Raw genomic sequence first — 26,549 nt, 5'->3', positions numbered from 1 at the left:
TCGCTAGCCGGCGGCCCGGCGCCGCCGACGGATTTTTCACACCTTCAAACGTAGAGAAACGCATGGCCCTGAACACCAAGATCGACGCCGATCACAATGCCCCGCCCGTCACCCGCACCCTGGCGGAGTATGTCGTCAACCATCCTTCGCGCGGCTGGAGCGACGAGGTCGACCATGAGGCCCATCGCACCTTCATGAACTGGCTGGGCTGCGCGGTCGGCGCGGCGCACCATGAAGCGGCGCTGGCCGCGCTGCATGCGGTCCAGGTCCTGAAGCCCTCCGAACAGGCGACCATCCTGGGTCGCGGCGAACGGGTCGACATCGCCAGCGCTGCCTTGATCAATGGCATCACGTCGCACACGTTCGATTTCGACGATACGCACCTGAAGACGATCATCCATCCCGCCGGGCCGGTGTGTTCCGCGGTGCTGGCGCTGGCGGAGCTGACGGGGGCGAGCGGGCGCCAGATCATCGACGCCATCGTCATCGGCATCGATGTGTCGTGCCGGATCGGCAATATGGTCTACCCGCAGCATTACGATCGCGGCTGGCACATTACCGGGACGACCGGCGGTTTCGGGGCGGCGGCCGCGTGCTCGCGTTTGCTGGGGCTGAACGTGGACCAGACGCAGATGGCGCTGGGCATCGCGGCGTCGCAGCCGGTGGGCCTGCGCGAGCAGTTCGGGACGATGACCAAGCCCTTCCATCCGGGCGGCGCCGCGAAGGCGGGACTGATGTCGGCGCTGCTGGCGCGTGAGGGCTTTACGTCCAGCAAGCGTGCCATCGAGGCGCCGCGCGGGTTCGCGCAAGTGGCTTCGACGAAGTTCGATTGGAATGAGATTACCGACGAGCTGGGCAAGCGGTTCGAGATTTCGTTCAATACCTACAAGCCGTTCGCTTGCGGCATCGTAATTCATCCCAGCATCGATGCCTGCGTGCAGCTGCGCGCCAAGGGCGTGACGCCGGAGAACCTGGAGCGCATCGATCTGCGCGTGCATTCGCTGGTGCTTGAGTTGACCGGCAAGAAGGAGCCGGCCGACGGGCTGCAAGGAAAGTTCAGCGTGTATCACGGCTGCGCGGCGGGGCTGATCTTCGGCCGGGCCTCGGAGGACGAGTACGCGGACGATATCGTGAACCGCGCCGACGTGGTGGGTGTGCGCCGCAAGGTGGTTGCCACCGTTGACGATACGATCGACGAGGCCAGCGTGGACGCGGTGGCGACGTTGAAGGACGGCAGCAAGGTGCATATCTTCGTCGAGCATGCCATCGGTTCGCTGCAGCGCCCGATGAGCGATGCCGATCTGGAAGCGAAGTTCAGCGGGATGTCGGATCAGGTGCTGGGTGCCGAGCAAACGCGACAGCTGATCGCGGCGTGCTGGGAGCTGGGCAATGCGCCGGACGTGCGCAAGGTCGCTGAACTGGCGCGGGCGAAGGCATGAGCGGTCCGATGACAGGGAGGCCGCGCATCGTCGTCCTGGACGATTGGGAAAACGCCTTGCGCGAGCGCGTCGATTGGAAGGCGATCGGCGGGCATGCGGACGTGGTGTTGCACAACACCATACTGCGCGGCGAAGCGCTGCTGGACGTGCTGCGCGGCGCGCAGTGCGTGGTGCTGATCCGCGACCGCACGCCCATGCCGGCGGAGCTGCTGCGGCAGTTGCCGGATCTGCGGCATATCCTGTTCACCGGCACGCGCAATACGAAGCTGGATGTAAAGGCGGCGCTGGCGCAGGGGATCGTCGTCAGCCACACGGAGTGGGGGCCGTCGAAGGCCAGTACGTGCGAGATGACGTGGTCGCTGATCCTTGCCGCGGTTCGCGGCATCGCGGACCTGATGCTGACACCGGCGCGATCCGGTTGGCGTGATCCTTCCCGCGTGGCTTTTCTTCCGCCGGTGCTGCATGGGCAGCGTTTGGGGCTGGTGGGATTGGGACAGATCGGGCAGCGCGTCGCCGCCGTGGGCCGTGCGCTCGGCATGGAGGTGGTGACGTGGAGTCCCCACATGACGGCGGAGCGCGCCGCGGAACATGGCGCGCTGTCGGTCAGCCTGGAGGAGTTGCTGCGGACTTCCCGGGTAGTCAGTTTGCATCTGGTGCCGTCGGCGCCGACCCGGCGGTTGCTTAACCGCGAGCGGTTGGCCTTGATGCGGGCGGATAGCGTTCTGGTCAATACCTCGCGCGCGGATCTGGTGGATACCGAAGCCTTGGTCGAGGCGCTGAGGGCGGGGCGTCCGGGGTTTGGGGCGTTCGATGTCTTCGATGCGGAGCCTTTGCCTGAGGACCATCCGTTGCTCGGACTGAAGAATGTGCTGCTGACGCCGCATTATGGGTTCGTGGCGGAGCCGGTGTTCCAGGAGTTCGCCCGTGGGGTGCGGCGGAATCTGGATGCCTGGCTGGCGGGGGAGGCGGTGCCCAACCGGGTGACTGAGTAAATCGGTCTGGGGCTGGCGGTGGTTGTCGTCCTGGTGATGATTCTGTCGCCAGGGCCATTGGCCGCCCGCACAGCCCGCCGGACGGCATGAGCCACCACGCTGCCGCCAGCGAAATCCGCGACTCCGCGCTTTAATAGCCGCATGCAAATAGACTTCCTGGGCATGCAGGCCTTCCTGGCCATCGTCGAACAAGGCGGGTTTCAGCAAGCCGCGGCGCATTTGTGCCTGTCGCAGACCGCCGTCAGTCACCGGATCCGTAAGTTGGAAGCCAGCCTGGGCGTAACCCTGCTGGCCCGCACCACCCGCGACGTTACCCTGACCGATGCCGGCCGGGCGCTGCTGCCACGCGTGCGCGGCGCCATGCGCGAGTTCGAGCTTTCCTACGACGCCCTGCGGCAGCACAGCAAAACCGCGCCCCAGTGGCTGGCCTTCGGCTGCCTGCCCACCCTGGCCGCCCACCGCATCGCGCCCGCGCTTACCCGCTTCCGCCAGTTGCATCCAGCCATCGCCGTTCGCGTCTTCGACAATTCCATCCAGGAAATCGCCGAACTCACCCACGCGGAAACCACGCTATTCGGTATCTCCGTCGCCACCTCAAACCCCTACAACCTGGCGGTGGAGCCTTTCGCCGACGAACCGTTCGTCCTGGTCTGCCGCCCCGATCACGCCCTGGCGGCGCACGATGCGATCCATTGGGATCAGCTCAAAGGCGAAACCCTGATCCGCATCAGCCTGCCCGCCGGCAACAGCACCGCCATCGACGACGCCCTGGGCGAACGCCGGCTGGCGCTGCGCTGGTCCTATGAAACCCAGCACACCGCCGTCGCCCTGAACTTCGTGCGTGAAGGATTGGGCCTGACCGTCGTTCCGGCCCTGTCCGTCGCCCCCGATGACGACCTGGCGACCCGCCCCTTGCTGCAGCCCAGCATCGCCCGCAAGCTGGCGGTGCTGACCCGCCGCGGCGCCGTGCTGTCCGAGCCGGCGCAAACCCTGCGCGACCTGCTGCTCGATGCGCTGCGGGCCGGTTTGCCGCCTGTTGCGTAGCGGATGAATCGGGCGAATAAATCACTCCAAACAATTCATTTGTCCCCCCACCGCCGCATCCCTAGACTGCCTGGTTAACAGCATGCCGCCGGACGAAGCGCATTTTCGTCCCGATGCGCGGCATATAACGACCAGGGAGACTCTCATGAACCGATACGGCGTGGACGACATGGGCACGCTGCCGACCGCGCGGCCGCTCGAAGCATCATCGCGTTCGCTCCGGACGTCGTGGCGCGCGCGCTGGCCGCGGGCCGCGCGCGGATTCGCCGGCGGCGTGGCGCTGCTGGCCGGCATGGCGGCCGCCGCCCCATCCGCCGATGCGAAGTACCCGGACCAGCCCATCCGATTCATCATCCCCTTCGGCCCGGGCGCCCTGGCCGACATCTCCATGCGCCTGGTCGCGCAGAAGATGGGCGAGCGTTACGGTGAAAAGATCATTGTCGAAAACCGCCCCGGCGCGGGCGGCATCGTCGCGGGTACCGCCACGCTGAATGCCGCCCATGACGGCTACACCTTCATCGCGTTCTCCAGCGGCACCGCCATCAGCAAGTCTTTGTTCAAACTCCCCTACGACCCGGTGAAGGACTTCACGCCCGTATCCACTGTCGCCTACTTCGACCTGATCCTGGTCACCAAGGCCAAGGGGACACTGCACTCGGTCGCCGACGTTTTGGCCGAGGCCGGGAAGCGGACCGTCGTCCTGGGCACCATCAATCCCGGCAGCACGCAGAACCTGTCCGCCGAACTGTTCAAGTCCACGTCCAAGCTGAACGCCTCCATCATCCCCTTCAAAACCACCTCCGACGTGGTCGCCGCACTGATACGCGGCGACGTCGATGTGGCCTTCGAATCCTACGCCGCCGTCAAAGGTATCGTCGATGCCGGCCAGATCGTGCCTATCGCGGCCACCGGCACGCAGCGCTCGGCATGGCTGCCCCAGGTCCCCACCGTGCGGGAAAGCGGCCTCGATTACGACGTGATGGGATGGAACGCCATCTTCGCCGCCAAGGGTGTCCCGGAAGAGGCCGTCAAGGTGATCAACAGTCAATTGAACGAAGTCCTGCAAATGCCCGACGTCAAGCAGCGCTTTCGTGACCTGGGCACCGAAGCCAAGGGCAGCACGCCCGACGAAATCGGCGCGACGCTGCGCGGCGATATCGACAAGTGGGCCAAGGTGATCGAGCAGGCGGGCATACAGCGTCAGTAATCGTCGAACGCGCGGGCGCGCATGGCGGCGGACGCAGCCGCCCAGGCGCGGTTGCGTCCATAAAAACAGGAGCACCCTATGAGCAGCACGATTTACCCCCCGGAAGGCCTGCTGGTCGACACGCACGTGCACGTCTTCAAGCAGGACATGCCGCTGATTCCCAATCCACGCCACAGTCCGACCTACAGCTTCACCGTCGAGCAGTTGACCGAAGTGATGGACCAGCATGGCGTAGGCTACGCCGTGATCGCCGCGGCCAGCCCCTGGGGCGACTACAACGATTACGTCATCGATTCCGTGCGCGGCAACAAGCGGCTGCGCGGCACCATCATTGCCGAACCCTCCATCGAGCGCGTGGCGCTGGACCAGATGGATCGCGACGGCATCGTCGGCGTGCGGCTGCCCTTCATCAGCATGCCGCAACTGCCCGACCTGGATAGCTGGGACTACCGCAAATTCCTGCGCCGCCTGGTGGATCTGGACTGGCATGTGCACGTGCATATCGACGGACCGCGCCTGCCGCTGGTGCTGCCGTATCTGGAACGGTCGGGCGTCAAGATCGTCATCGATCACATCGGCCGTCCCGATCCGGTCAAGGGCATCGATAGCGACGGTTTCCGCGCCATGGTCGCCTCGGTGGAGAAAGGCCGCACGTGGGTGAAACTGTCGGGCGCTTATCGCCTGGGCGATTACGCACTGGGCTGCGCGCGGGAGCTTTGCCGCCGCGTGGGTTACGACAAAATGTTCTGGGCCAGCGACTGCCCCTTCGTCGGCGGGGAAAAGGATACGGACTATCGCCGCGCCATCGATTGGCTGAAGCAGGCGATCCCGGACGAGGCCGCGCGGCGGCGCGTGTATGGGCCGAACGCGCTGGAGTTCTACTTCACCTGAGCGCGCTGGTCCGCCAGGACGCTATTCGCGGCACGCCGGAATGGCTGGGCGCGCCCATTCACCCGGCTGCCGGCAGGGTTGTCCGCCACGCCGACATTGGGGGACGCTACTATGCGCCGGTATACGGCGTACCGCCTCCATCGGGGAGGCAGCCCGTCCTTCCTGATTCCGGAGCAGACCATCATGCCCTTGTCGATGTACCAGGCTTCCATCCCCGTTTTCGTGCGCGCGCTGAATGTCCTGAACGCCTTGCTGGATAAAGCCGAATCGCACGCCGCCGCGCAAGGCGTGGAGCTGTCCACGCTGGTGAACGCGCGCCTGGCGCCCGATATGTACCCGCTGTCGGGCCAGATCCAGCGCGCAAGCGATACCGCGAAGTTTGCCGTCAAGCGCCTGGGCGGCCTGGACGCGCCCAGCTTCGAGGATACGGAAACGACCTTCCCCGAATTGCGCAAGCGCATCGCCGATACGATCGCCTGGCTGCAAAGCGTGCCGGCCTCCGCGCTGGAGGGCAGTGAAAGCCGGAGCGTGCAGCTTAGCTTCGGCGAACACAAGCCGGTATTCCAGGGCGACGCCTATCTGCTGTCATTCGCCTTGCCGAATTTCTTTTTCCACATCACGACGGCGTACGACATCCTGCGCCATAGCGGCGTGCCGGTCGGCAAGCTGGATTACCTGGGGCCGTATCCCGCGTGAAAGGGCGTTACCGTCCGGCGATTGCTCCGCCGGGACGGCGGGCTTACCATGGACCACCCCAAGTACCGGTATCCGGGCACCGTGCCGGGCACTCGCGTGCCGCGGCGGCCCGCCCGGCCAGGTTCCATGGAGGCCCCACGGCATGCGCGATGAACCGCTATTCCTGTTCGATGTCGATAACACCCTGTTCGACAACGATGGCATGAACCGGGCCCTGGACGAACGGCTGCGTCGCGTCCTGGGCGAACAGGCGGTCAAGCGCTACCGGCAAGTGTATGAACAGCGCCGCGACGAAACCGGCTATGCCGATTACCTGGGCAGCCTGCAGGCCCTGCGCGAGCCCGGCGTCAACGACGCCGAATTGGTCGATGTCTCGACCTTCCTGTTGGAGTATCCATTCAAGCGCGGGGTGTTTCCCGGCGCCATGGAGGCGCTCGCCAGCGCGGGAGATCCGTTCATCCTTTCGGATGGCGACGTAGTGTTCCAGCCGCACAAGGTGCGTTGCGCCGGCCTGTGGGATGCCGTCGGCGGCCGCGTGCTGATCCATGTCCACAAGGAAAAAGTGCTGGCGCGGATAGCCGCCCGCCATCCCGCGCCGCACTATGTGGTGGTGGACGACAAACTGCGCCTGCTGGCCGCCATCAAGCAGGCCTGGGGCGACAAGGTGACGACGGTCTTCGTGCGGCAGGGCCATTACGCCAACGATGCGAGGATCATCGCCGATTACCCGCCCGCCGATGTCACGCTCGATCACATCGGCCAGTTCGCCGATACCGATATTCCCGCCCGGACCCGCCGATAGCGGACCCGCGGCAATTGATCCTACCCAGGAGGCCGCCATGCAACCCGGTTACGAACAAGCCCTGTATCTGCTCCCTTTCGATCATCGCAATTCCTACGTCAAGAGCATGTTCCACTACACGCCGCCGCTTGGCGTGGCGCAGCAGGCGCAGGTGGAAGACAGCAAGCAGCTGATCTACGAAGGCTTTCTGCAAGCGGCCGCCGGCGGCCTGGCCAAGGAGCATGCCGGCATTCTGGTGGACGAGGAATTCGGCACGCCCATCCTGCGCGACGCCCGCAAACGCGGCTACGTGGTGGCGCTGTCGGTCGAACGCAGCGGCTCCGACGAGTTCCAGTTCGAGTATGGCGACGATTACGCCGACCACATCGAGGAGTTCGACCCGACCTTCGCCAAGGTCCTGGTGCGCTACAACCCCGAGGACGACGATGCCATGAACCGCCGGCAGGCGGCGCGGTTGCGCAGTCTGTCGGAATACTGCCGCGGCGCCAACCGCCATCTGATGTTCGAGTTGCTGGTGCCGGCCACGGAAGCGCAGATGGCCAGCGTGAACGGCGATAAGGACGCCTACGACCTGCGCTTGCGGCCCGGCCTGATGATCGAGGCCATGCGCGCGCTGCAGGACGCCGGCGTCGAGCCGGACGTCTGGAAGATCGAAGGACTGGACCGGCGCGAGGACTGCGAGCGCGTGGTGCAACAGGCGCGGCGTGGCGGCCGGGACCGTGTCGGCTGCATCGTCCTGGGCCGCGGCGCGGACGACGCCAAGGTACGTGCATGGCTGGAAACCGCGGCTTCGGTGCCGGGTTTCATCGGCTTCGCCGTGGGCCGCACCAGCTTTTTCAGCGCCGTCGCGGACTATGAAGCCAAGAAGATCAGCCGCGAAGACGCGGCCCGGCGCATCGGAACGCAGTATGCGCAATGGGTCGATATCTTCGAGCGGGCGCGCGATACCCGGGCTTGACGCTGCGCCGGTGCCGGGCAGGCCGGCGCAACGCCGCCGGCAGGGCCGTCAGCGCATCTTGCCGCGGCGCATGCGCTTGTTTTCGTACATGGCGCCATCGGCGGCGTGCAGCAGCGCTTCCATCCGGTAAGCGGTGTGCTCGTTCACCGTGGCGCTGCCTATGCTGGGCAGCAATTCGTAGACGCGGGTGGAATCGCCGCGAGCCTGCTCGAAGGCCTGCCGCAGGCGCGCGATCACCGCGGCCGAGCGTGGTTCGTCGACATTGCTGAGCAGGGCCACGAATTCATCGCCGCCCAGGCGCGCCAGCACATCGGAATCGCGCAAGGTGGCGCGCAGGATTTCCGCGAAGGCGGCCAGCGCACGATCGCCTTCGGCATGACCGTGCGTATCGTTGATGGTCTTGAAGTTGTCCACATCGAGCAGCAGCAATGTCGCGGGCAGCTGCAAGCGTTCGCAGAGCGACAGTACGTGCTGGCCCAGGATTTCGAAACCGCGGCGATTGCTCAGGCCGGTCAGGTGGTCCACCGTGGCGGTGTGCAGCGACGCCAATTCCTGTTCGGCCATCTTGGCCAGGTCCTGCAGCAGCGTACGGTCTTCATCGCTCAATCGGCGCGGCTCGGTGTCCACCAGGCACAGGGTGCCCACGCGCATGCCATTGCCCACGTTTAGCGGGCAGCCGGCATAGAAGCGGATGCCCGGATTGCCGGTGACCAGCGGATTGTCGGAAAACCGTCCATCGTTCCGGGCATCCGGGACTTCCAGCACGGCGTCGTCGAGTATCGCGTGGGCGCAGAACGAGACGTCGCGCGGTGTTTCGGCGGTATCCAGGCCCTGGCGCGATTTGAACCACTGGCGATTGACGTCGACCAGGCTGACCAGGGCGATAGGCACATCGAACATGCGCCTGGCCAGGCGGGTCAGGCGATCGAAGCGCTCTTCGGGCAGCGTGTCGAGGATTTGCAGCGAGCGCAGCTGCGCGATGCGGGCGGACTCGTTGAGGGGTACGGCGGCAGTTGGCATAGGCACGGAGGGAAGCTGCGGTGGCCGCGCGCCAGGGCGGCGAGCCAGGCCGGCGCGACGGGACCGGTTCTTTTGCGGGATGCGGTCCAAGGTAACACCGTGGGGATGAGGTGTAAACCTTGATGCTCAGCCAAAAGGCGCGGGTGCTTGTGCAAGGCTCCGTGGCCTTGTCCAATGCTCGGCAGGCGCGATTGATTGCAAAGGAATCCCGCCGCCCTGGCGCGCGCGGAACCATCCTGCCCGCGTCCTGTCTGTCGTCCGTCCCGCTGTCGAGGGATTCCACCTTACAAGGAGCTGCAGATGTACCGATCCATGGGTTTGCGTAGCGCCAGCGTCGCGGCCGGCGCGCTGTGCCTGAGCTGGGCGCTATCCGCCCAGGCGGCGCAGCCTTTCGAGCTGGTGGCGAAGGGACTGCATGACAACGCCTCGTTGAGCCGGGCCAATGCGGCCAGCGCCAAGGATGCGACCGGGGCGATGTGTGGCGGCGAGAATGTTTCGCCCGAGCTGTCCTTCAACAATGCGCCGGCGGGCACCAAGAGTTTCTCCGTGACGGTCTACGATCCCGATGGCGCCACCGGGCTGGGCATCGTGCATTGGGTGGTCTACGGCATCCCCGCATCGACCAGGACGCTGGCGCGCGGCGTCGGCGCGAAGGGGCCGGAGGGCTCCACGCCGGGTACCAACCGGACGAACGGGCCGGGCTATTACGGTCCTTGCCCGCCGATGGGCGACAAGCCGCATCACTACATCTTCCAGGCTTACGCCCTGGACCTGGAACCCGGCGCCTTGAAACAAGGCTTGAAGCGCGATGAACTGATCGAGGAAATGCGCGGGCACGTGCTCGGGTATTCGAGCGTCATGCTGCGTTATGGGCGGCCGGCTAAGCCGGCGCGGATGAAGTGACGGCGCGCTCGCGGGCAAGGCCGCGCGCCGACAAACGCCGGAAGGTCACCGACCAGCGCTTTTCCGTCATGGGCGCGATGCTGTGCTCCCATTCGTGCCGTATCTCTCCAGCCAGGTGGTAGGCGGAACGGGGCGTCATCACGACCCCCAGCCGCTCGAATTTGCGGTCCGCGAGCCGCCGCCGGAAACGCATGGTCGCGACGGCGCCCAGCGATATGCCGACGACGTCTTCGAATTCCGGCCGGTCGCGGTGCCAGCCTATGCCCGCGCCTGGCTCGTACAGCGTCACGAGCACCTGTACCAGCAGCGATGCATCGATGCCGGCGAATGCCGCCGCGCGCTCGCGCAGCGGCAGCAGGAAATCCGGTATGGCTTCGGCGGGCTCGAATGTCCCCGCGCCGAAGTCGTATTTCCAGCCGAAGGTCCTGGTCAGGCGATTGCCTTCCCATTGCTGGAAGCGGAAGCGTTGCAGTTCTACGGTGTGCAACGCGGCGAGCAGCTCATGCTCCTCGTCCACGGTGATGATGTCCTGCATCACCGCGGGGCCCGCGGCTCCCGCAGGCGGCGTGCCGAAAAGGTCGCCTTGCATGGATTGCGAGGACTGGCCGGCCCGCGCGGATCGCGTTGCGCTGGCCATATCGCGCCTTCTACTCCAGCCCCGCGAGCCGCAGCTCGGCGCACAGGCCGCCGCCATCCCGGTTCGCCAGGGTCAGCGTGCCGCCCGTGACCGCCGCCAGCTGGCTGGCGATGGCCAGCCCCAGTCCGGTCCCGCCCGTATCGCGGTTGCGCGAGCCTTCGAGCCGGTAGAAGGGTTGCAGTACGTCCTGCAGCTTGTCGTCCGGAATGCCGGGGCCGCGGTCCATGACGGACACGGTCAGCCCGCCGCCGTCGCGTGACGCGACATGCACTTCCGCCGTCCCGCCGCCGTACTTGAGGGCGTTGTCGATCAGGTTGCCCAGCAGGCGCCGCAGCGCGTGGGGCCGCGTCAGCAAGGGCGAAGCGGAGGGCGCGCCGGAAAGGCTGACGTCCTTGCCCGTATCCTGGTAATCGCACACCAGGCTATCCAGGAAGGCGCACAGGTCCAGGCGCGCGGGCTTTTCCATGGCGCCGTGGGCGGTGCGGGCGTAGGCCAGGCCTTCGCGCACCAGGCGTTCCACTTCGTCCAGGTCCTGCGTCAGCTTGACCTTGTCGGCGGAATCATCCATCAGTTCGGAGCGCAGTTTCATGCGAGTGATCGGTGTCTGCAGGTCATGCGAGATCGCGCCCAGTATGCGCATGCGTTCGGCCAGGTGCGCCGCGATGCGGTCCTGCATGGCATTGAAGGCGGTCGCGGCGTGCGCGACTTCCAGCGGCCCCTGCTCGTCCAGTCGCGGTCCGGTCTTGTTGGGATCCAGCGTATCGGCGGCGTGGGCCAGCCGGGTCAGCGGACGTACCGCCAGGCGCACGGCATACCAGGCGCAGCCCACCAGCAGCAGCAACTGCAGTGCCAGCACCAGGGGCAGCCACATCGCCATCGGCATCAGCGACATATTGATGTCCAGGGTGACCGGGCTGCCATCGCGCAGCCGCGTGATGGCCTGGATATGCTTGGGTTGGCCGGCCATTTCCCGCACCGCGACATCGCGGCCGGGCAGCGCGTGCTCGATGGCGGTCGCGGCGGAACGCGCGGCCAGCGTCGTCAGGGGCTGGTCGGCCACGCCCGTGGTCAGCAGGTAGGTGCGGTTCGAGGTATTCAGCCGCGGCAGCCACGCGGAGCGTTCCGCCGGGGGCAGGCGATCCAGGATGTCCATGGCAAGCGCGACCTCGCTTTCCAGGTTGCCCAGCATCATGGATTTGCCGGCTTCGTAGCGCTCGTAGAACAGCAGCGCCAGCGACAGGACCTGGGCGACGATCAGGCCGATCAGGAATATCACGAACAGCCGCACGACCAGCGTACGGGGCCATAATGCGATGCGCCGTGCGGCGAGGGCGGCGGGCAGCTTCATAACGGATTCAATCGTCGCCTTCGGTGACTTCGACCGCCGACGCGAATACATAGCCTTCGCTGCGTACCGTCTTGATATACATCGGCTCGCGGGCGTCTTCGCGCAGGCGCTGGCGCAGGCGGCTGACCAGCAGATCGATGGAGCGTCCGAAGACGTCGGCATCGCGTCCCTGGGTCAGGTTCAATAGCTGGTCGCGCGTCAGCACGCGCTGCGGATGGTCCAGGAATACGCGCAGCATGCGGTATTCGGCGCCGCTCAGCGATACCACGGTGCCGTCCGGATCCAGCAAATGGCGCGCGGTCGTGTCCAGCCGCCAGTCGCCGAAGCGGATCTGCCGGCCGGATTCCGTCACCTGGAAATTGGGCGGCAGCATGCGCGTGCGGCGCAGGACGGCCTTGATGCGGGCCAGCAATTCGCGTGCGACGAAGGGTTTGACCAGGTAGTCGTCCGCGCCCATCTCCAGGCCGATGACGCGATCCATATCGTCGCTGCGCGCGGTCAGCAGCATGATGGGGATGCGCTTGTGCTTGCCGCCGCGCAGCTCGCGGCACAGCACCAGGCCGTCATCGCCGGGCATCATGATGTCCAGCACGATCAGGTCGACCGTGGTGTTTTCCAGCAGGGCGCGCATCTGCCTGCCGTCGGCGGCGAAGCTGACGTTCAGGCCGTTTTTCTTGAGGAAATTGCCGGCCAGTTCGTGGATTTCGCGATCGTCGTCGACGATCAGGATGTGATCGACATGATCCATTCTTTTGCCTTTCTGGGTCTGCCTGTGCCTGGAGAGTGTACGAGTCCTTCAGGTCTTGTCCACCGGCCGGGCGCCCGCGGGGCGGGCTCGCAGACCGCTTTATACCGTCGCGGCGCGCGGTGTTTGTGTCGTACTGTATACGCCCCGCCGGGCGATACAAAACCTCGAAAAAATCCCCTTCGGGGGCATAGGCCGGATACGTGGCGGCGTTGGAATGTGGGCTCTTGAAACGGAGACCCGTCATGGATTTCAGCTATCCCCCCATCGCGCTGCTGGCCGGCGTACTAACCATCGCGTCGCCCTGCGTGCTGCCGTTGTTGCCGGTCGTCCTGGGCAGCTCGGTGGAACGTTCGGGCCGGTTGCGACCGCTCTTTATCGTGGCGGGCTTCGTGCTGGCGTTTGCTTCGCTGGGCATTTTGCTGGGACTGCTGACGCATTCCTCCGGACACGTACAGGAAGCGGTCCGTTCGACGTCGACCGCGCTGCTGGCGCTGTTCGGCCTGGCTCGCATCTGGCCACGGCCCTATGACTGGCTGATGACCAGGCTGGGCGGGCCGTTGCAGCGCGTCGCCGCGCTGGGGGCGAGCGGGGGTAGCGGAAACGCCGGCGGCTTTCTGCTGGGCATGTCGCTGGGCGCCGTGTGGACGCCCTGCGCGGGGCCGGTGCTGGCGTCCATCCTGGTGCTGGCCGCGCGCGCCCAGGATGTCGGCCAGTCCAGCTTGCTGCTGCTGCTTTATGCCGCCGGCGCGGGCATCCCCATGTTGGCGATCGCCTATGGCGGCAAGTTCATGGTCGACCGCGTGCGCCGCCTGGCGCGCCATACCGCTGCCCTGCAGCGCGGGTTCGGCGTGCTGCTGATCCTGACCGCGGCGGCCATTTATTTCCAATACGACGTGCTGGCCTACGCCTGGATCGCGGGACTGTTCAGCGCGGTTTCGCCCTGATCGGGCGCTGCGCGTACCGGTCCGGCCGACCGGACTTTCCATCATCTTTTGCTCGCCCCTGGGAGATCCTTATGTTTTCCACCCTGAAAAAACTCACGCTGGCCGCCGTTTTCGCCGTATCCATGATGCCGTTCGCCGCGCCGGTCCGTGCCGCGCAGCCCGGCGCGCCGGCGCCTGAATTCACCGGCATAGAAAAGTGGCTGAACAGCGAGCCGCTGGATCTGCCCGCGTTGCGCGGCAAGGTGGTGCTGGTGGACTTCTGGACCTATACCTGCATCAACTGCATCCGCACGCTGCCCTATGTGAAGAGCTGGCATGAGAAATACAAGGACCAAGGATTGGTGGTGGTGGGCGTGCATACGCCCGAGTTTGCCTTCGAGCGTTCCACGCAGAATGTGCAGAATGCCATCAAACGCTTCGGCATTACCTACCCGGTGGCGCAGGACAACAAGTACGCCACCTGGGACGCCTATCGCAACATCTACTGGCCGGCGTTCTACCTGATCGATAAGCAAGGCAAGGTCATCCACACGCACTTCGGCGAAGGCCGGTACAAGGAGACGGAGGCGATGATCCAGCAGGCCTTGGCGCAACCGCCGGCGGGATAAGGCCGTCGATGTCCAGCCAGGCCGCGGCTGCCTGGCCGGACGGCGCCGGCAGTCGCGGGATGGCGCCCAGCAGGGGGGCGTCGTAATGGCGCGCGAAGCGATCGCGCAGCGTGGCCAGGTTCTCGCGGGGCAGGCGCATGGCGTCGTCGACCGTGTTGGCGATCCATCCGGCCATGCGCAGGTCGCTGGCTGCGACGGCTTCGGCGGTCAGCAGCGCGTGGCTCAGGCAGCCCAGGCGCATGCCTACGACCAGGATGACGGGCAGGTCCAGGGCGCGCGCCAGATCGCCGGTATCGCGGTCGCGGTCCAGCGGCACGCGAAAGCCGCCTACGCCTTCGACGATGGTGACGTCGGCGCGTGCCGCGACGTCGCGATGGCAGCGGACGATGTGATCGATGTCCAGCGTGACGTCTTCCCGCCGCGCGACCAGGTGCGGGGCGGCGGGTTCGCGTAGCAGGTAGGGGGTGGAAAGCGCCCGCGGTACGGTGGTCGTGGCGCAATCGGCCAGGAGTTCGGCGTCCTCGTTGCGCCATATGCCGTTGGCGTCGGGTTGCGCGCCGGCCGCGATGGGTTTCATCGCGGCGGTCGACAGGCCGCGGGCCGCGAAGGCGCGCAGCAGGCCGCGGCTGGCCAGGGTTTTGCCGATTTCCGTGTCGGTCCCGGCGACGAAGTAGGAGACGCGATGAGTCGTCATATCGAATCGATTCCACCGAATGGGCTTGCCGCACCGGCCCCACCGGCCGCGTAGGGCGCGCCAGCCCCACCGGCCGCCAGCAGGGCGGCGCCCAGCCGTTCTATATCGACCGGCTCATGCGCCGCCGACAGCGACAGCCGCAGCCGCGCGGTACCGGCCGGCACCGTGGGCGGCCTGACCGCCGGTACCCAGAATCCTTGCTCCATGAGCGAGCCGGCCAGTGCCAGGGCGGCTTCGTTGACGCCGATCACAATAGGCAGGATGGGCGTATGCGCAGCGGGCGTCGCCCATGCCGTTCGTGCTACGAAGCCCCGCATCGCATCCACGTTCGCGCGCAACACACGGCGCCGCGCCGCGCCCTCGGGCCCGCGCATCAGCGCGACGCTGGCGCGCGCGGCATGCGCCAGCGCGGGCGCGGCGGCGGTCGTGAAAATATAAGTCCTCGCACGCTGCACCAGCCACTCGATAACGGTACTTTCCGCGACGACGAAGGCACCCGACACGCCCGCCGCCTTGCCCAGCGTGCCCATATACACCAGCAGCGATGATCGCAGACCCAACGCCGCCACCGTACCCGCGCCATCCCCGCCCTGCACCCCGAAGCCATGGGCGTCATCGACCACCAGCCAGGCCTGATGCCGCTCAGCCAGCGCGGCCAGCTCGGCCAGCGGCGCCACATCGCCGTCCATGCTGAATACCGCGTCGGTCACGATCAGCTTGACGCCATCGCCGTGGTCATCGTCCATCATCGCCGCCAGCGCCACGGCATCCGCATGCGGATAGATGCGTACGTCGGCGCGCGACAGACGGGCGCCATCGATCAGCGACGCGTGGTTCAAGGCATCGGAGTAAATGGTCGCGCCGCGGCCCGCCAGGGCGGTAAGAATGGCGAGATTCGCCATATAGCCCGTGGAAAACGACAAGGCACGCGGCGCGCGGGCGAACCCCCCGGCATAGTCGGCCAGCGCGTCCTCCAGCAGGACGTGAGCACGCGAGTGCCCGCCCAGCAAGTGCGAGCCGCCGCTGCCCGCCCCGTAGCGACGCGCGCCTTCCGCGATGGCGTCGATGAGCGCGGGATGGCTGGCCAGTCCCAGGTAGTCATTGCTGGCAAAGGCGACAACCTGCTCGCCGTCGAGGCATATATGCGGCGCGCAAGGGCTATCGGCGATACGTCGTCGCCGCGTCAGCGCATGCGACTCGAGCTCAACCAATCCCTGCTCCAGCGCCTGGAGGGCGCGCGGGGTATACATCGCGTGTGGTTTGGAAGATAGATTCATGATCGGTGATCCGCTAACGTTCAATCTGTTCTGCAAGGGTGCGGTCCAGCGCCGCTATCGTGGCGGAGGCCAGCATGGCGATTTCTTCTTCGTCCAGCACATAGGGCGGCATCAGATACACGGTGCGTCCGATGGGGCGCAGCAGCGCCCCCAGGGCCAGTGCGTGGCGCGCGTAGCGGCGCGCGAAGCTGCCCGCGGCGCGGGCGTCGTCCACGACCGCGTCAAACGCCAGGATGCCGCCGCACCGGCGCGGATGCGCGACGTCCGAACGTTCCGCGAGGCTGTCCAACGCGGTCGCCAGCGCGTCGAACCTGACGCGGTTCGCCGCCAACACGTCGTGTTCGTCGAACAGGTCCAGCGTGGCCAGCGCGGCCCTGCAGGCCAGCGGGTTGCCGGTGTAGGAGTGCGAGTGCAGGAAGCCGCGCGCCACGTCGTCGTCATGGAAGGCGTCATGGATCGCGCCGCGCGACAGCACGACCGACAGCGGCAGATACCCGCCGCTGATGCCTTTGGACAGGCACAGGAAGTCCGGCCGGATGCCAGCCTGCTCGTGCGCGAAGAAGCTGCCCGTGCGGCCGAATCCCACGGCGATCTCGTCGGCAATCAAATGCACGTCGTGGCGATCGCACAGCGTGCGCAGGCCGTTCAGATAGGCCGGGTCGTGCATCGCCATGCCGGCCGCGCACTGCACCAGGGGTTCGACGATGATGGCCGCGATCGATGCGCCGCGCTGCTCGAACAGGGCGGCGACATCGGACAATGCGCGAGCCGCCACGTCGGCGGCGGTTTCGCCCGGCATGGCCTGTCTGGCATCCGGCGAGGCCACGCAATGGGCCTGCCTCAGCAAAGGCCCATAGGCATCGCGAAATAGCGCGACGTCGGTGACGCCCAGCGCGCCCAGTGTTTCGCCGTGATAGCCATGTCGCACGCAGACGAACTCGCGCTTGCCTGCCCGGCCGGCGTTGCGCCAGAAATGAAAGCTCATCTTCAGCGCGATCTCCACCGCGGACGCGCCGTCGGAGGCGAAGAAGGCATGGCCCAGCGCGCCGCCTGTGCGCGCGGACAGGCGTTCGGCCAGGGCCACGGCGGGCTCGTGCGTGCATCCCGCCAGCATGGCGTGCTCCAGCGTCGCCAGCTGGTCCACCAGCGCCGCATTGATCGCCGGGTTCGCGTGGCCGAACAGATTCACCCACCAGGAGCTGATGCCGTCCAGATAGCGCCGCCCGTCGGCGTCGTACAGCCAGGCGCCCGCGCCGCGGGCGATCGGCAACAGCGGAGTTTCTTCGTGGTGCTTCATCTGCGTGCAGGGATGCCACACCGCGCGCAGGCTGCGGACGACAAGGGAATCGGACGGCAAGGTATCGGATGGCAGGGACATGGTCCGCGCGGACTCGGCCCGTCGGGACGCGCTCACGCCTTGCATGCGGCATCCCCGACGCGCATGCCCAGTCGGGCCAGCATCTGGCGGTCAGCCTCGACCCGCGGATTGGCGGTGGTCAGCAGCACGTCGCCGTAGAACATGGAGTTCGCCCCGGCCAGGAAACAAAGGGCCTGGGTCGCATCGTCCATCTGCTCGCGGCCGGCGGACAGGCGCACCACGGCGCGTGGCATGGCGATGCGGGCCACGGCGATGGTCCGCACGAACTCGAAAGGGTCCAGCCGCCGTGAGCCGTGCAGCGGCGTGCCGGCGACGTGCATCAGGGCGTTTACGGGCACCGATTCGGGGTAGGGATCCAGGTTGGCCAGCTGGGCGATCAGGCCGGCTCGTACCGTGCGGTCTTCGCCCATGCCGATGATGCCGCCGCAGCACACCTTGATGCCGGCGTCGCGCACGCGCTGCAGCGTATCGAGTCTTTCCTGGTACGTGCGCGTGGTGACGACATTGCCGTAGAACTCGGGCGAGGTATCCAGGTTGTGGTTGTAGTAGTCCAGGCCGGCGTCGGCCAGTTCACGCGCCTGCGGGTCGTCGAGCATGCCCAGGGTGACGCAGGTTTCCAGGCCCAGCGCTTTAACACCGGCGATCATGCGGGCGACGGCGGCCACCTGGCGCGGCTTGGGCGACCGCCATGCGGCGCCCATGCAGAAGCGGCGCGCGCCGGCGGCCTGGGCGGCGCGCGCGGCGGCGAGTACGTCTTCCAATGCCATCAGGGGTTGCGCCTTGAGTCCCGTGTCGTGGCGCGCGGACTGCGAGCAATAGCCGCAATCCTCCGGACAGCCGCCGGTCTTGATGGAGAGCAGGCTGGATAGCTGGATTTCGGCCGGGTCGAAATGGGCGCGGTGAACGTCTTGCGCGCGGTATAGCAGGTCGGGAAAGGGCAGCTCGTAGAGCGCCGCGACGCGCTCGGTGGACCAGGGGCTAGCGGACTGCGCCGGTGGCTTCGAAGGACGCGGCAGGGCGACGGTTTGGGTGTGCGGCATGGGGACCTCCCGTACGGCGGGTTAAAAACGGCCGGATCGTAGGAAGGGAAGTGCCGCGAGGCAATCGCGATTTTGCGGTGGGTTTGCGGGTGCGTTCGGAACATCTCCACGGAGTTGGCGCATTTTCGTGTGCTGCCGAGCCTATCTTGACGCGTATCGCGCCGCTCCGCTTTGTCCTACGTAATAGTTTCGAGATGTATCTGGCGACGCATGCCTTGGGTCGCCTCGCCGCTGCGCCGGTCTACATTGCTGTCGGGATACCTAAGGAGACCTACTGTGCTCTATGCGATACACATGCTCGACAAACCCGGCGTCACGGAAATCCGGACGCGCATTCGGCCCGAGCACCGGGCGTATCTGGCGACCAAGGCGGACCAGATGGCCTTCGCCGGGCCGCTGCTGGCCGATGATGGCGAGACCATGATCGGCAGCCTGCTGGTCATCGACTTTCCGTCGCGCGATGCGGCGGAACAGTGGCTGCGGGACGAGCCCTTCACGCGCAATGGCGTGTACGGGTCGACGTCCATCCATGCCTTCGCCAATCTGTGGCCACAGAAGGTGGGCTTTCCGGCCGGCTGACGGCAACGGTACCGGCGAGACAGTCGAGGGCAGCTGGCCGGGCGCCCCTAGCCGGGCGCCCGATTCCGCACCGTCATGCACGGCTGCGGGAAAAACCCTATCCCTGCCGTCCCCACGCCGGTGCATGCTCGTTTCGGACGCGTAAAGCGCAAAACTGGCGCGCATATTGCTTCCACGAGGCATTCGGCGTCGATGAGCGCCGCAAGCTCGTACCGGAACGCAGGAGTCCGCAATGGTCGCTTTATTGCTCCGCCGCATTGCCCTGAGCCCCGCGCATGGGATGGCGCTGCTGCTGGCCCTGGCCGTGGGGCTGGCGGCATCCCCTGCCAGCGCGGACGACTATCCGTCCCGCGCCATCCATATCATCGTCCCGTATTCCGCCGGCGGTTCTTCGGATGCGCCCATGCGCGTCATCGCCCAGCAGATGGCGCAGCAGATGGGCCAGGCCATCGTCATCGAAAACAAACCGGGGCAGGGCGCGATGATAGGCGCCGAGTACGTCGCGCGCTCGGCGCCCGACGGCTATACGCTGCTGCTGGCCTCCAATCCGCAAGCCATCAGCGCGACGCTGTACAGCCGCCTGAGCTTCGATCCCGTCGGCGATTTCGCCGCTATCTCGCTGTTCGGCCGCGAACCCGGGGTACTTGTGGTCAACCCCAGGATGCCGGTGCGCAGCGTGCGGGAGTTCATCGACTACGTGAAGGCGCGTCCCGGCGAGATCGACTATGCGTCGTCGGGCAACGGCAGCGCCCAGCATCTGTTCACCGCCATGTTCCTGTCCGCCGCGGGACTGCGGATGATGCACATCCCTTATCGTGGCAGCGCGCAGGCCGTGACCGACGTGGTCGCCGGGCAGGTCATGGTCGCCATGCCGGGTTTGGCGGCGATGATGCCGCACATCCGCGAAAAGCGCCTGATCCCGCTGGCGGTGACGGGGGACAAGCGATCGCCGCTCCTGCCGGACGTGCCCACGCTGGCCGAGTCCGGCTTCCCGGGCTTCTCCGCCTACGTATGGTCCGGGCTGGTCGCCCCCAAGGGCACGCCGCCCGCTATCATCGACCGCCTGAACCGCGAGCTGAAGAAAGCCATGGAGTCGGATACGGTCAAGGCCTACATGAATAATGCGTCTGTCGAGATCGTCACCAACACGCCCGCCGAATTCCAGGCCTTCTTCCAGCAGGAAAAAGAGCGTGACGCCAAAGTCATCAAAGAGGCCGACTTAAAGATCGATTGATGGAGACAGCATGACCTTCCAACGCTACGGGGTTCGCCGCTACGGCAACGGCGACATCATCCACGTGCCCTTCGTGCGCGCGGGCAATTGGGTGTACGGCACCGGCCTGCGCGCCGTGCGGCCTAACGGCCTGGCGGACCCCGCGGTGCTGCGCACGGATCACCCGCTGGGCGCGCCGCCCCAGGCGCAGCGCGAAGCGCAAGCCATTTTCGACACCATGCGCCGCCATCTGGAAGAGGCGGGCAGCGGCATGGACCGCGTGGCGCGCCTGGACCAGTATTATCCGGATCCGCGGCACGTCGACCCTTATCACGTCGCGCGCAAGCAAGCGCTGGCGGGGCAGGTCGCGCCCAGCACGTCCGTCATTGTCGATCGCCTGTTGAACCTGGACGTCTCCATGGACGTACAAGTCATGGCCGCCACCGCGGCCAGCGGCTATACCGCCGAGCTTGCCGGCGCCGGCAAGCTCAACGTGCCGCAGACCTCCGGCTATGCGCCCTGTTTGCGCATGGGCGACATGATCTTCGTCGCCGGCCAGCTGGCGCGCGACGCCAGCGGCAACATCGCGCCGGAGGCACAGGTACCCGCCGGCCAGATGTGGAATGGCACGCGCATCAAGCTGGAAACCGACTACCTGGTGCAGAAGCGTCTGCTGCCCGCGCTCGAAGCGGCCGGCAGCCGCCTGGACCTGGTCCTCAAGGCCCAGGTCTATCTGAGCCACGGCGAAGATCTCGCCGCCTTCTGGCAATCATGGTCGCGCGCCTTCGGCGGCCGCGTGCCGCCCACCACGGTGGTGCCCGTGCATCATCCCGGCTTCGGCACGCGCGACGCGACCATCGAAGTCAACCTGGTCGCCGCGCACGAATCCGCCGCCGGCCGCGTGCGTGACGTCGAATGCGATGTGTCGCTGATCGCCACCGACATGCTGCCGGCGCGCGTCTTCGACGGCGTGCTGTTCGTCGCCGGACTCATGGCCATCGAGGATGGCGGCTTGTGCCCGGGCGCGCGCGTGCAGCCCAGCGCGCCGTTCTATGACGACCCGGTGCAGGCGCAGATGAGGGATATCCTGGAGAAAGCCGCGACCATTTTCGCCGCCGCCGGTACGGAGCTCGCGCTCGTGACGCGTGCCCTGCATTTCCATGCCGACCTGGCGGATTTCCGCAGGGGCTATATGGCCTGGGATCCGGCGCTGCGCCGTGTTGGACTGCCCTCCAGCGCCATCCAGGTGGCGGACACGCTATTCCTGCCGGGCGCGGCCGTCATCCTGGATTTGTGGGGATACGTGCGCTGACTGCCTGGACGCGCCGCGCTGAGCAAGTATCGTACTGAGGGTTGGGGTTATCTTATTCAGCACTTCTCTCTTGGCAGGCGCGCACCTATGTCATCTTTTTCTTTGCGGCAGCAAATCCCGGGCTTGGTCGGCTGGCTCGCCATCGGCTTCGCGACAGCGGCAACCGGCGCTATCGCATCCGTCCAGGCGGCCGGGTTCTATTTGCAACTCGCCCGACCGGACTGGGCGCCGCCGGCCGGCGTGTTCGGTCCCGTCTGGAGCCTGCTGTATGTGCTGATGAGCGTCGCGGCCTGGCTGGTCTGGCGCGAGGGCGGCTGGCGGGCCCATCCGAAAACCCTGGCACTGTTCCTGGTCCAGCTTGTGGTCAATGCGCTATGGAGCTGGCTGTTCTTCGCATGGCACCTGGGCGCCGCCGCGTTCGTCGACGTTTGCGTATTGCTGGTATTGATCGTCGCGACGCTGGCCGCGTTCTGGCGCGTGCGGGTGCTGGCGGGCGTGCTACTGTTGCCGTATCTGGCCTGGGTCGCGTTTGCAACCGCGCTTTGTTATCAAGCCTGGCGCTTGAACCCGGAGCTGTTGGGGTAGGCTAGGAGCGGCAGGCCATGGTGGCCCGCTGGCGCAATCGGTCCCAATGCAAAAAGCCCCAATTTCTCGGGGCTTTCAGCTGGATCGTTGTCTCGGACACCTCGTGGACAACGTTCTGGAATTTTGGCGGAGCGGACGGGGCTCGAACCCGCGACCCCCGGCGTGACAGGCCGGTATTCTAACCAACTGAACTACCGCTCCGCAGCGGCGTATTTTGTACAGCATCGCGAACGACGCCGGACTTTACAACCTTGCCAGCAGTTAAGCTGGCGTCCCCTAGGGGATTCGAACCCCTGTACTCACCGTGAAAGGGTGATGTCCTAGGCCTCTAGACGAAGGGGACCTGAACAAATTTGTACTGCGACTTCGCTTTCGACTGGTGGAGGTAAGCGGGATCGAACCGCTGACCTCTTGCATGCCATGCAAGCGCTCTCCCAGCTGAGCTATACCCCCGTGTATTCGCGATACTGCTTACGAAATACTAGCCAAAATCCTGCAAAATCAGCGCTTGGGTTTACAGCATAACTGTTCGCTGCGACTGTTCTTGCCGGCTTTTTGTCTCTGCCGTTGGCGAAGAAACGAGATTATGCACGAGTTTTTTTGGGTGTGCAAGTTGGCTGGCCCGGGGCCATAGGCGCGCGGCCACAGGCACGCGTTATGCCGCGCCGCGCCAATTCGGCAGGCTAAGTTTCAGGAGGCGAAGCATGAGTCCGACTTCCTTTCCGGTGCGCCCCTTGGGCCGTACCGACATGAACATCACTCGCGTCGGTTTCGGCGCCTGGGCCATAGGCGGGGCCGGTTGGGCCGCGGGCTGGGGCGCGCAGGATGATGCCGATTCCATCGCGGCGATCCGGCATGCCGTGGCTCGCGGCATCAACTGGATCGATACGGCGGCGGTCTATGGCCTGGGCCATTCCGAAGAACTGGTGGGCCAGGCGCTGAAGGACATGGCGCCCAGCCTGCGCCCCTATGTGTTCACCAAATGCGGGCTGGTGTGGGACGAAAACGACCCGAAAGCGCCGCCACGACGAGTGGGCGCCGCGCGCAGCCTGCGTGCCGAGGTGGACGCCTCGCTGAAGCGCCTGGGTGTCGAGCGCATAGACCTGTACCAGATGCACTGGCCCGCGAATGACGGCGCTACGTTGGCGGAATATTGGCAGGCGCTGCTGGATCTGAAGGCCGAAGGCAAGGTCCGCGCCGTGGGGCTGTCCAATCACAACGCGGCGCAGCTGGAAGATGCCGAACGCCTGGGGCACGTCGATACGCTGCAGCCGCCGTTTTCCGCGATCCGCCGCGACGCGGCCGCCGACCTGTTGCCGTGGTGCCTGGATCACGACACGGGTGTGATCGTCTACAGCCCGATGCAGTCCGGCCTGTTGAGCGGCGGTTTCAGCCAGGCGCGCGCGGCCGCTTTGCCCGAGGATGACTGGCGTTCGCGCAATCCTGAGTTCACGGGTGAGAACCTGCGGCGCAATCTGGAACTGGCCGACGTGCTGCGGCGGGTCGCCGAGCGGCATGGCAGCACGGTGGCGGCGACGGCTATCGCCTGGACCCTGGCGTGGCCGGGCGTGACCGGCGCCATTGTCGGTGCGCGCTCGCCGGGACAGGTGGATGGCTGGCTGGGCGCCGCCACGCTGGAACTGGACGAACAGGACATGGCGGAGATCGCCACCTTTATCGAGCTGAGCGGCGTAGGGACGGGGCCTTCATCGCCGCAGCGCCAGGCGGGCGCGGACCTGCCGCTGCGCGAGGGTTGAGTTCGCGCCCGGCCTGGGCACGGCGCGTTGCGTCCATCCGCCGTGGCCGGGAGCCGGCGCGGAGCGGGCCCGGTGGTGCGGATCAGCGGCGCGGCGGGAGGCGGCGGAGCCCCGTTGCCGGCCGTTGGCGCGTACTACGCGGACAGGCCGCGGCGCCGCGTCGCCAGCAGCGCGAGCAGGCCCAGCGCCACCGCACCCATGATCACGGTGTTGCCGGTGCGGACATAGGGCGTCAGGCCGGTGGTGCCTTGCACCGAAGTCGCCAGCGCCGTCATTTGCATCGTCGGCGCCTGGGCCAGCACATGTCCTTCGGGATCGATGGACACCGTCAGCCCGGTATTGGTCGCCGCCAGCATGGGCCGCGCGGTTTCCAGGGTGCGCATGCGGCCGATCTGCAGATGCTGGCGCAAGGCCCAGGTGTCGCCGAACCACCCCAGGTTGCTGAGGTTCACCAGGATGGACGCCCCCGGTTCGCCTTGCGGGCCGGGCCGCAGCGCGGGCAGCAGTTCTTCGCCGAACAGGTCTTCATAGCAGATGTTCAAGGCCAGGCGCTGGCCGGCGATGTCGAAGGGCGCCTGGCGCGCATCGCCGCGGTCGAAGTCGCCCAGCGGGATATCGAGCATGCGTACGAACCAGTGGAAGCCGGGCGGCANGNACNCCTGGTTCATGTGCTGCAGCAGGCCTCTTTCCATCTGGGCCGGGTCGAACTTCTGCGATTGTTCGATGTTGCCCTGGATGAGGCGCACCCGCAGCGGCGCGCCATCCGGACGCGACCAGGCGATGTGCGACAGGCCCCAGCCGGCCAGCGCGGCAACGATGGCCAGCGCGGCGGCCATGCCGTCGCGCGGGTCGCGCGAGGACTCCGCCGGGCGCCATAACACCGCCAGGGAAGCGGCGGCAAAGGCGGCCAGCCAGGCGATGCCGTACACGCCCAGCACCGGCGCCCAACCGGCGTAGGGACTGTCGACGTGCGCGTAGCCGATGTTCAGCCAGGGGAAGCCGGTCCAGAGGGTGCCGCGCACCCATTCGAGCGCGGTCACGCCGCAGGCGAAGGCGAGCGCGGCGCGTAGCCGGCGCGCGGGTGTGGCGTCCGCGCCCAGCGGCGCCAGCCAGCGTCCGAGCACGCCGCCCGCCGCCGGGAACAGCGCGATGAATCCGGACAGCGCCAGTACGCCGGCGGCCGCCAGCGGCGATGACAGGCCGCCGTAGTCGTGCATGCTGACGTAGAGCCAGTACAGGCCCAATGCATAGCAGGCGAAGTGGAAGAGCCACCCGTCCCATAGCGCGCGCCGCAAGGTGGGCGCGGCGAGCTGCCGGCGCGCGACGATGGCCAGCATCAGGACCTGCACCAACGCGAGCGCGCCATCGGGCAGGGGATCGGGGGCGAAGGTCAGCGCCTGGACGGCGCCGGCCACGATCATGCAGGCCGCGCTTATGCCCGCGCGGCGTTTATCAGCCGTGCCCGGGCCGGCCCCGTCCATCGCCCGGGGGTAGCGCTTCTTCAGAATGCTCATTCTGCGTCGGCGGGAGGGGCGGGTACGGGATGGGGAGGCAGACGCTTGACGCGCAGCCATAGCGCGCGGCGCGGATCGGCGCGCACGACCTCGAAGCGCAGGCCATCGCGTTCGGCGTAATCGCCGCGGCGCGGGATGCGGCCGAGTTCGCCGCCCAGCCAGCCGCCTATGCTGTCGTATTCGTCGTCCGGCAGCGACAGGCCGAAGGCCTCGTTGAACTTCTCGATGTCCGTGCTCGCCTGCACCCGCCACTGGTTCTCGCCTTCGGCGAAGATAGTGGCTTCGTCGTCTTCGTCGAATTCATCCTCGATATCGCCGACGATTTCCTCCAGCACGTCTTCCATGCTGACCAGGCCGGCGATGCCGCCGTATTCGTCGATGACGATGGCCAGGTGGTTGCGGCTTTCGCGGAAATCGCGCAGCAGCACGTTCAGGCGCTTGGATTCGGGGATGAAGACGGCGGGGCGCACCAGCGAGCGCAGCTCGATATCCGGTTCGAGCATGCAGCGCAGCAGGTCCTTGGCCAGCAGGATGCCGATGATGTTGTCGCGGTCGTCCTCGAATACCGGAAAGCGCGAATGCGCGGTATCGATGATGACGGACAGCAGATAGGGCAGGGGCTGGGCGATGTCCAGCAGATCCATGCGGGAACGCGGCACCATGATGTCGCCGACGGTGCGTTCCGATACGGCGAGCGCGCCCTTGATCATTGCGTAGGACTCGTCGTCCAGCAGATCGCGCTCGTGGGCGGCTTCAAGTATGGCCTTGATGCCTTCGCGATCTTCGGGTTCGCGGCGAACCAGGGACAGCAGGCGGTCTAGCAGGGATTTGTTGGCGGGCTTGGCTTGACGCGTGGAATCCGCGTCGTTCGCAGGGTAGGGGTCGGGCATCGTCCAGAGGACAAGTTACAAAGAATCCAGCATAACCGATGTTGCGGGGCGCTTTTGTAACGGTGCGGCGGGG

At 66.6% G+C, this 26,549-nt stretch carries 25 protein-coding genes, 3 tRNA genes and 2 pseudogenes; 16 read left to right on the top strand and 14 right to left on the bottom strand.

Annotated features, from left to right (window positions below; all coding sequences use genetic code 11):
* The first annotated feature begins 62 nt into the window (after positions 1-62).
* From ACNA0R_RS07785 to ACNA0R_RS07750, 8 genes are all read left to right on the top strand, one after another.
* A complete protein-coding gene (locus ACNA0R_RS07785; protein ID WP_415825372.1) occupies positions 63-1,439 on the top strand; it encodes an MmgE/PrpD family protein in 1,377 nt (458 codons plus the stop codon).
* Positions 1,436-2,431, top strand: coding sequence for a D-2-hydroxyacid dehydrogenase family protein (locus ACNA0R_RS07780; RefSeq protein ID WP_415825371.1), 996 nt, complete (start codon positions 1,436-1,438; stop codon positions 2,429-2,431). Before ACNA0R_RS07785 ends, ACNA0R_RS07780 begins: the two co-directional genes overlap by 4 nt.
* A gap of 141 nt (positions 2,432-2,572) precedes the next feature.
* Positions 2,573-3,475 carry a LysR family transcriptional regulator gene (locus tag ACNA0R_RS07775; RefSeq protein ID WP_415825370.1) on the top strand — a complete coding sequence of 301 codons (903 nt, stop codon included), beginning with the start codon at positions 2,573-2,575 and terminating at the stop codon, positions 3,473-3,475.
* A gap of 145 nt (positions 3,476-3,620) precedes the next feature.
* Positions 3,621-4,682: a Bug family tripartite tricarboxylate transporter substrate binding protein gene (locus tag ACNA0R_RS07770; protein ID WP_415825368.1), complete on the top strand. Its 1,062-nt coding sequence runs from the start codon at positions 3,621-3,623 to the stop codon at positions 4,680-4,682.
* A 78-nt stretch (positions 4,683-4,760) separates the two neighbouring features.
* On the top strand, positions 4,761-5,573 hold the full coding sequence (locus ACNA0R_RS07765; RefSeq protein WP_415825367.1) for an amidohydrolase family protein: 813 nt from the start codon (positions 4,761-4,763) through the stop codon (positions 5,571-5,573).
* Positions 5,574-5,756: 183 nt separating this feature from the next.
* Complete coding sequence (locus ACNA0R_RS07760) at positions 5,757-6,269, top strand: DUF1993 domain-containing protein (RefSeq protein WP_415825366.1); 513 nt, start codon at positions 5,757-5,759, stop codon at positions 6,267-6,269.
* 142 nt (positions 6,270-6,411) lie between these two features.
* Positions 6,412-7,071, top strand: a complete 660-nt coding sequence (locus tag ACNA0R_RS07755) for an HAD family hydrolase (protein WP_415825365.1) — start codon at positions 6,412-6,414, stop codon at positions 7,069-7,071.
* Between the two features lie 37 nt (positions 7,072-7,108).
* Positions 7,109-8,029 carry a 2-deoxy-5-keto-D-gluconate 6-phosphate aldolase domain-containing protein gene (locus ACNA0R_RS07750; protein ID WP_415825364.1) on the top strand — a complete coding sequence of 307 codons (921 nt, stop codon included), beginning with the start codon at positions 7,109-7,111 and terminating at the stop codon, positions 8,027-8,029.
* Between the two features lie 48 nt (positions 8,030-8,077).
* On the opposite strand, the gene ACNA0R_RS07745 is transcribed toward ACNA0R_RS07750, so the two are convergent.
* A complete protein-coding gene (locus tag ACNA0R_RS07745; RefSeq protein WP_415825562.1) occupies positions 8,078-9,049 on the bottom strand; it encodes a GGDEF domain-containing protein in 972 nt (323 codons plus the stop codon).
* Between the two features lie 300 nt (positions 9,050-9,349).
* On the opposite strand from ACNA0R_RS07745, the gene ACNA0R_RS07740 reads away from it, so the two are divergent.
* Positions 9,350-9,952: a YbhB/YbcL family Raf kinase inhibitor-like protein gene (locus ACNA0R_RS07740; protein WP_415825363.1), complete on the top strand. Its 603-nt coding sequence runs from the start codon at positions 9,350-9,352 to the stop codon at positions 9,950-9,952.
* Here ACNA0R_RS07740 and ACNA0R_RS07735 read toward each other — a convergent pair.
* Genes ACNA0R_RS07735 through ACNA0R_RS07725 form a run of 3 tightly spaced genes read right to left on the bottom strand, consistent with a single transcriptional unit; the run spans position 9,930 to position 12,685 of the window.
* Positions 9,930-10,589 (bottom strand): alpha-ketoglutarate-dependent dioxygenase AlkB, encoded by a 660-nt coding sequence (locus ACNA0R_RS07735; protein WP_415825362.1) that lies wholly within the window; start codon positions 10,587-10,589, stop codon positions 9,930-9,932. The genes ACNA0R_RS07740 and ACNA0R_RS07735 overlap by 23 nt on opposite strands.
* Positions 10,590-10,599: 10 nt before the next feature.
* A complete protein-coding gene (locus ACNA0R_RS07730; RefSeq protein WP_415825361.1) occupies positions 10,600-11,937 on the bottom strand; it encodes a sensor histidine kinase in 1,338 nt (445 codons plus the stop codon).
* Positions 11,938-11,944: 7 nt separating this feature from the next.
* Positions 11,945-12,685, bottom strand: coding sequence for a response regulator (locus ACNA0R_RS07725; protein WP_415825360.1), 741 nt, complete (start codon positions 12,683-12,685; stop codon positions 11,945-11,947).
* Positions 12,686-12,927: 242 nt separating this feature from the next.
* Between ACNA0R_RS07725 and ACNA0R_RS07720 the strand changes: the two genes are divergently transcribed.
* Together ACNA0R_RS07720 and ACNA0R_RS07715 are read left to right on the top strand one after the other, a co-directional pair.
* Positions 12,928-13,629: a cytochrome c biogenesis CcdA family protein gene (locus ACNA0R_RS07720; protein WP_415825359.1), complete on the top strand. Its 702-nt coding sequence runs from the start codon at positions 12,928-12,930 to the stop codon at positions 13,627-13,629.
* A gap of 71 nt (positions 13,630-13,700) precedes the next feature.
* Complete coding sequence (locus ACNA0R_RS07715; protein WP_415825358.1) at positions 13,701-14,237, top strand: thioredoxin family protein; 537 nt, start codon at positions 13,701-13,703, stop codon at positions 14,235-14,237.
* Here the strand turns inward: ACNA0R_RS07715 and bioD are convergent.
* The 4 genes from bioD to bioB are packed head-to-tail and all read right to left on the bottom strand — an operon-like array spanning position 14,152 to position 18,626.
* Entirely contained in the window at positions 14,152-14,931 is a 780-nt protein-coding gene (bioD, locus tag ACNA0R_RS07710) for a dethiobiotin synthase (RefSeq protein WP_415825357.1), read from the bottom strand. The two genes, ACNA0R_RS07715 and bioD, sit on opposite strands and share 86 nt — an antisense overlap.
* Positions 14,928-16,208, bottom strand: coding sequence for an 8-amino-7-oxononanoate synthase (gene bioF, locus ACNA0R_RS07705; protein ID WP_415825356.1), 1,281 nt, complete (start codon positions 16,206-16,208; stop codon positions 14,928-14,930). Before bioF ends, bioD begins: the two co-directional genes overlap by 4 nt.
* A gap of 13 nt (positions 16,209-16,221) precedes the next feature.
* Positions 16,222-17,586, bottom strand: a complete 1,365-nt coding sequence (gene bioA, locus ACNA0R_RS07700) for an adenosylmethionine--8-amino-7-oxononanoate transaminase (protein WP_415825355.1) — start codon at positions 17,584-17,586, stop codon at positions 16,222-16,224.
* A gap of 32 nt (positions 17,587-17,618) precedes the next feature.
* Positions 17,619-18,626 carry a biotin synthase BioB gene (gene bioB / locus ACNA0R_RS07695; RefSeq protein ID WP_415825354.1) on the bottom strand — a complete coding sequence of 336 codons (1,008 nt, stop codon included), beginning with the start codon at positions 18,624-18,626 and terminating at the stop codon, positions 17,619-17,621.
* Positions 18,627-18,902: 276 nt separating this feature from the next.
* Between bioB and ACNA0R_RS07690 the strand changes: the two genes are divergently transcribed.
* The 4 genes from ACNA0R_RS07690 (at position 18,903) to ACNA0R_RS07675 (ending at position 22,315) form a co-directional block, all read left to right on the top strand.
* Positions 18,903-19,205: a YciI family protein gene (locus ACNA0R_RS07690; protein ID WP_415825353.1), complete on the top strand. Its 303-nt coding sequence runs from the start codon at positions 18,903-18,905 to the stop codon at positions 19,203-19,205.
* 232 nt (positions 19,206-19,437) lie between these two features.
* The gene (locus tag ACNA0R_RS07685; RefSeq protein ID WP_415825352.1) at positions 19,438-20,439 is read left to right on the top strand and encodes a Bug family tripartite tricarboxylate transporter substrate binding protein; all 1,002 of its coding nucleotides are present in this window, start codon (positions 19,438-19,440) and stop codon (positions 20,437-20,439) included.
* A 10-nt stretch (positions 20,440-20,449) separates the two neighbouring features.
* Entirely contained in the window at positions 20,450-21,730 is a 1,281-nt protein-coding gene (locus ACNA0R_RS07680; RefSeq protein ID WP_415825351.1) for a Rid family hydrolase, read from the top strand.
* A 123-nt stretch (positions 21,731-21,853) separates the two neighbouring features.
* On the top strand, positions 21,854-22,315 hold the full coding sequence (locus ACNA0R_RS07675) for a TspO/MBR family protein (RefSeq protein WP_415825350.1): 462 nt from the start codon (positions 21,854-21,856) through the stop codon (positions 22,313-22,315).
* Between the two features lie 124 nt (positions 22,316-22,439).
* On the opposite strand, the gene ACNA0R_RS07670 is transcribed toward ACNA0R_RS07675, so the two are convergent.
* The 3 genes from ACNA0R_RS07670 to ACNA0R_RS07660 form a co-directional block, all read right to left on the bottom strand.
* A tRNA-Asp gene (locus ACNA0R_RS07670) sits at positions 22,440-22,516 on the bottom strand.
* 66 nt (positions 22,517-22,582) lie between these two features.
* Positions 22,583-22,658, bottom strand: a tRNA-Glu gene (locus ACNA0R_RS07665).
* 34 nt (positions 22,659-22,692) lie between these two features.
* A tRNA-Ala gene (locus tag ACNA0R_RS07660) sits at positions 22,693-22,768 on the bottom strand.
* Between the two features lie 296 nt (positions 22,769-23,064).
* Here ACNA0R_RS07660 and ACNA0R_RS07655 point away from each other — a divergent pair.
* A complete protein-coding gene (locus ACNA0R_RS07655) occupies positions 23,065-24,072 on the top strand; it encodes an aldo/keto reductase (protein WP_415825561.1) in 1,008 nt (335 codons plus the stop codon).
* Between the two features lie 134 nt (positions 24,073-24,206).
* Here the strand turns inward: ACNA0R_RS07655 and ACNA0R_RS07650 are convergent.
* The 3 genes and pseudogenes from ACNA0R_RS07650 to ACNA0R_RS07640 form a co-directional block, all read right to left on the bottom strand.
* Positions 24,207-24,724: pseudogene (locus ACNA0R_RS07650) on the bottom strand (nitrilase-related carbon-nitrogen hydrolase); the annotation flags it as partial.
* A 6-nt stretch (positions 24,725-24,730) separates the two neighbouring features.
* Positions 24,731-25,553, bottom strand: a pseudogene (locus ACNA0R_RS07645) (apolipoprotein N-acyltransferase); the annotation flags it as partial.
* 29 nt (positions 25,554-25,582) lie between these two features.
* Entirely contained in the window at positions 25,583-26,476 is an 894-nt protein-coding gene (locus tag ACNA0R_RS07640; protein ID WP_415825349.1) for an HlyC/CorC family transporter, read from the bottom strand.
* Between the last annotated feature and the right edge of the window lie 73 nt (positions 26,477-26,549).

The organism is Bordetella sputigena, assembly GCF_965137885.1.
In the GTDB taxonomy this organism is placed as follows: Bacteria; Pseudomonadota; Gammaproteobacteria; order Burkholderiales; family Burkholderiaceae_B; genus Bordetella_C; species Bordetella_C sputigena.
This window is presented reverse-complemented; position numbering and strand designations above follow the sequence as displayed.